This is a genomic window from Bacillus sp. JJ783 (assembly GCF_036963225.1).
Classification (GTDB): domain Bacteria; phylum Bacillota; class Bacilli; order Bacillales; family Bacillaceae_G; genus Bacillus_A; species Bacillus_A cereus_U.
Window position 1 is genome coordinate 1 of the sequence record NZ_JBALMG010000034.1, and the last position, 5,198, is coordinate 5,198.

Below are 5,198 nucleotides of genomic sequence, written 5' to 3' on the forward strand. Positions count from 1 at the left end.
CCACATTTACAAAAAAAATAATTAACTATAAGATGAAATAGGCTACATAAGGGAGGGTTATATGTTACATACGAAAAGATGGAGATTTTTTGCGGTTCTTTCTATTGTAGGTTTGATTTTACTAATTTTATTAAAAATCAACTTCATTTCAATTACTATCGCAACTTCTTCAGCTGAAAGAGGAAAAATTTTTGATCAAAATGGTGTAATACTAGCTACAAATAAGAAAGTTAAATCTCTATATTGCACTTCTAATGATGAAAAGCTATCGAATCAAGATACATCAAACACATTAGCTTTTTTCAATCAATTTTCAAGCGAGTTTCAACATGACATTTCTGCGGAGGACATAAAATCGCAATTACAACAATCTTGTAAAAAGCAGACTATGAATGATATACCGTTATACTCTGACATAAATGAGAATGAACTTACATTCATAAACAAGAACAGACCCAATAATGTAATAATCAAAGATGAATTGATTCGATATTATCCTAAACACGAAATTGGTTCCCAGGTAATTGGGTATGTAGAAAATGACCTTAATTCTAAGTATGGACCTGTTGGAAAAAGTGGGATTGAGCTTCAATATGAAAACGATTTAAAAGGAAAACCAGGAAAAACTCTTATTTTTAAAATGAATAATAAAAAGTTCTTATGGAACATTCAAAAAGTACAAAAAGGAAAAGATGTCAGGCTAGCTTTAGACTCTAAGTTGCAGCAAAAAACAGAGGAAGCATTAAGATCTCAAATTAAGAAAATACGTGATGCTAATGCTGGTTATGTTGTAGTAACCGATGTAAAAACTGGTGCAATTTTAACTATGGCCAATTCGGCAGTTTTTGATCCAAATATATTAAATACACATGTATCATCTAAAAAAGAAAACATTAAATCACTTTCGCAAAATAAAGCAATTCAAAAATTAAAGTATGGTGAGTCCTATGTAAATATGGCCTCTACTATAAAGCCACTTACTATTTTAATTGGATTAAACGAAAAGCTTTTTCAACCCGAAGATACTTATTTAGATAAAGGTACTTTTCAGTATGATAATCAAAATAACATTACTAATGCTCCTGGAACACCCACAGGTGAAATTACACCGAGTCAAGCTATCATTAATTCATCTAATACATTTATGACAGCAAAAGTAGCTCTCCCCTTATTCAACCGGAATAATGGGAATATAGAAAAAGTAGCAAATATATGGACAGATTATTTAAAGCAATTTGGCCTCCGCTCTAAAACTGGTATTGATTTACCCTTTGAAGAAGACGGAGAATATGAATTTCATCCATCTAATAAGTTTGAAAATGGAATCTCTGCTTTATTAAATGCATCTTGGGGAGGAAATGAAGTACACACCCCTCTTCAACTTGCTCAATATGCAGCAACTTTGGCAAGTAAAGGTGATAAATATAAACCTCAAATCGTAAGTGCTATTATTGGTCAGGACGGTAAGGAAACAAAAAAGTTTAAACCAATCTTAGAAAGTTCAAATCGTTATCCTATGAAATTTTGGAGTGTCGTGCAAGGTGGGATGAGTCAAAATATACAGGAGATTAAAAACTTGCCCTTTGATGTCGCGGGTAAAACAGGGATAACTGGCTCTCCGAACGAGCAAGAAAGAATGATAAATCATTCTCTTTTCATTGCATATGCTCCTACCGAAGATCCAAAAATTGCTATTTCTGTCGTTATTCCTGGTAGTAATTCGGAAAAAAACATTGCTGCTCTCGTTACATCAGAAATTTTAAAGTCTTGGAATACACTTCAAAAGGAGGATAAAGATAAAGAGGAAGGTTCATTAAAGTGAACCTTCCTCTTTTACCATATAGATTCTATATTCGTTATTTTCCATATACCTTCATGATTCTTTTCGAAGATGAAAGAATATTTAATATCAGTTAAAACATACTTTTTTTGTACATATCCAGTAGTATTACCGTTAATAGTCGATATTTTTATATATCCATCATTTTGCACTTTTTCCGGGATCCAAGCTTTTACCATTTCATTAGATACTTCATATAAAACTTGTGATTCTCGTTTTGGTTCAGCTAAAATTTTCGTTTTATTTCCAGTAACAGTTACATATATAAAATGTTCTTGCTTTGATTGATTACTTTCTGTCGATCCACTTGGCACTTTGTAGACTTTCTTCGTATCATTCACAAATTCTCCCCCCATTGTAAGAGCAACTTGCAACTCATGAAAAATATCTTCATCAAACTTCAATTCATCCTTCTTATAAGTCTTCCCTTTAAATAGAACTTCATCATTTAACACTCTATACAGGTCATTTTCATTTTTTGAATTTGTACTTCGATATAAATCATTCATAAATTGTTTTAATGATGGATCTTGAGCAGACTCATCTTTTGTTTTCGGCTTAATTTGAGTACTACTTTGTACCGGTGATTTATTATCATCAAGCCAAGGTTGTTGAACAATAAAAAATAACATTGTACAAAGAAAAACAACTACAATAGGCAATACTTTTTTACGAAATGGTCTCTTGTGTGTTACAGAATCTACTTCACTATTTTGGTATATCGATTGTTTTATTTTATAAATAAATTCCTCTTCATCTTTACGATGCTCCATCGGGCCGTTTTTTAATTTCCTATACCAGTCAGGGTTTTTTTTACTGTTCATCATTTCTACCCTCCCCTATTAGTTTTGAAACCTTACTTCTCGCTCGGCTTAATCTAGATTTGACTGTTCCAATTGATACACCTAATGTTTCAGCCATTTCTTCATAAGATAATTCATATTTCGCGTCCAATATTAGTATTTCGCGGTGTTTTTTAGGTAGTTTTAATACAACCTCCCACACATCATTCATTTCCTCTTGATTAAAAAATTCTTGTTCTGCCGATGGAGATTGCTTATCATCACTAAAAAATCCCACTAAAGATATCCTTTTAAAATAAGAGGATTTCAAATAGTTTATTGCCGTATTTCTTGTAATTTTTAATATCCACGTTTTAATAGATGACTCTTTTCGAAATGAATGCCAATGTTTAAAAACCTTTATAAATACATCTTGCGTGATGTCATCTGATAAGTGTGGATCTTTCGTAATAATAAATGAATAATTCCATACATCTTGCCAATAGTCTTTTATAACATAGTCAAGCTCATCATGATTACATTTTTCAATAAACTTCTGTTCCATTTCCACACCTCAAACTTATTTGAATAAACATAAAACTGCCCTCACTTTTAATATGGTTTCAATATATAGACATGATACAAGTTTCATTTGTTCCATTGTTTATCTTTTTTTTGATAAAAGAATCCTCCTGAAAAATGTAAAGGTATGCAATACATTTCATTACATAATCACCTTTACATCCTCTTCGATGACAGACTCTATATTCAGCCCGTACTTGCAAATAATGAAAATGATGCCATATCAACTTTCTAGAGCCACAATAACATAGAAAAAGCATTCTCAATTAGGGAGAATGCTTTTTTTAAAACTTAATTATTCTTTGTTTTGCCCAATTTATACCATTGAGTTAAGCATACATATAATAAATTTAGTAAAAGATTTTACCTTATACTTAAGTGTTATTTCTGAAAAATATGTTTTACTTTTTCGCCGGGAACATTACTCCCCCCTCTTCCTTTTACATCTTCAATCATCATGGTAACAACCATGTCTGGCGCATTTGCATCAAAAGCTGCAAACCATCCAAGTTCTTTTCCGTCTGCTTCTTTCGACTCTTTCAGTTCTGCTGTACCGGTTTTACCAGCAAGAGTTACACCATCAACCTTAGCAATTCTCCCAGCGCCATCAGGGTCATTAATGACTTTTATTAATGCACTCTTTAATATCTCTTGATTCTTTTTAGAAACCACGTTTTCTTTCCAATTTCCCGCTACTTTTGCTTCTTTTAACAAATGAGGCGACGGAATATTCCCTTCATTGACAATCGGTGCATATGTTAATGCTAAATGAAGTGGTGTCATTAATACTTGTCCTTGTCCATATCCCGTATCTGCTAGTTGAATATCGTTTTTTATCCCATCTTTTGCAATTATTGAAATAGGGAATTCGTATTCGATTGGTAATTTTTCATGAAATCCGTATTTCTTAAATTCATTTACATACTGATCTTTTCCCATTTTCAAAGCTTGTTGAGCAAAATAAATATTATCAGAGTACTTCATTGCCTTATCAAAATCAACTGGACTAGCATCCTTCACACGTGTTACATAATAATTTCCCCAAGATGAATCTTTTGTCCACTTTAATCCTTGAATTTTAAATTCTTCCTTAGGATTTATTGTGTTTGTTTCCAAACCAATTGCACCTGTAATCGTTTTAAATACGGAACCTGGTACAAATGCTTGTGTGAAGCGATTCATCATTGGGAGTTTCGCGTCGTTATTCCATGCTTCCCGTTGAGCTTTTGATGCTCCTCTAACTATTGTATTTGGATTATAAGCAGGGCTACTTACAAGTGCAATTGTTTCACCCGTTTTAGGATTGACCGCTGCACTAGATCCTGCTTCATTTTTCATCTCATTAAAGATTTTTTCTTGAATTGCAGCATCAATTGTTAACGTAACATTTTCCCCTTCTTTTGCTTCTTTTTTTGCTACGTTTTTAATCTCTTTTCCGTTCTCATCTTCCATAAATACGCGTCCACCCTTTTCACCACGCAATTTATTCTCTAATACTTTCTCTAAACCTGTCTTACCCACTAAATCATCTGCTTGATAACCTTTTTTTTGAAGCGATTTTAATTCCTCTGCATTTACCTTTCCTATATATCCCGTTAAGTGTGCCGCTGCTTCTCCTAATGGATACGTACGAATATTTACTGGGCGAGATGAAACTCCTTCTAATTCAATATAATCATTCTGTCTGGTTCCCTCTTTTAAAATACCAATTGGTACAAGGGAATCTGGTTTTATCCATTTCGCTGTGAGCTTCTGATCGACCTCTTCTATAGACATATCAAGTAATTGTGCTACTATTTCTTTTGTTTGCGCTGCCGTTTCACCTAGTTTCTCTGGAATAATTCCAACTTCAGTCGCTTTACCATTCGTTGCAACCCCTTTTCCATTTCGATCATATATTTCTCCGCGTTTTCCTTGCTCTGTTTGCATACGTACTTTATAATCTTTTTTCATACCTGGGAAAATGAAGTCTGGTGTCCAATCTATTTTCCAAG

The 5,198-nt window shown here is 33.0% G+C and carries 4 protein-coding genes; 1 reads left to right on the plus strand and 3 read right to left on the minus strand.

Going from position 1 to position 5,198, the window contains the following annotated elements; translation table 11 throughout:
- Positions 1-61 precede the first annotated feature (61 nt).
- Positions 62-1,822 (plus strand): peptidoglycan D,D-transpeptidase FtsI family protein, encoded by a 1,761-nt coding sequence (locus tag V7038_RS06965; RefSeq protein WP_199659395.1) that lies wholly within the window; start codon positions 62-64, stop codon positions 1,820-1,822.
- An 11-nt stretch (positions 1,823-1,833) separates the two neighbouring features.
- Here the strand turns inward: V7038_RS06965 and V7038_RS06970 are convergent, their stop codons facing one another.
- The 3 genes from V7038_RS06970 to V7038_RS06980 all read right to left on the minus strand — a co-directional run.
- Positions 1,834-2,664, minus strand: a complete 831-nt coding sequence (locus V7038_RS06970) for an SH3 domain-containing protein (protein ID WP_335469650.1) — start codon at positions 2,662-2,664, stop codon at positions 1,834-1,836.
- The gene (locus tag V7038_RS06975; protein ID WP_002200457.1) at positions 2,654-3,187 is read right to left on the minus strand and encodes an RNA polymerase sigma factor; all 534 of its coding nucleotides are present in this window, start codon (positions 3,185-3,187) and stop codon (positions 2,654-2,656) included. The genes V7038_RS06970 and V7038_RS06975 overlap by 11 nt, the downstream gene beginning before the upstream one ends.
- A gap of 398 nt (positions 3,188-3,585) precedes the next feature.
- Positions 3,586-5,198: peptidoglycan D,D-transpeptidase FtsI family protein (locus tag V7038_RS06980; RefSeq protein WP_335469649.1), on the minus strand; the 1,613-nt coding region annotated here is incomplete at its 5' end.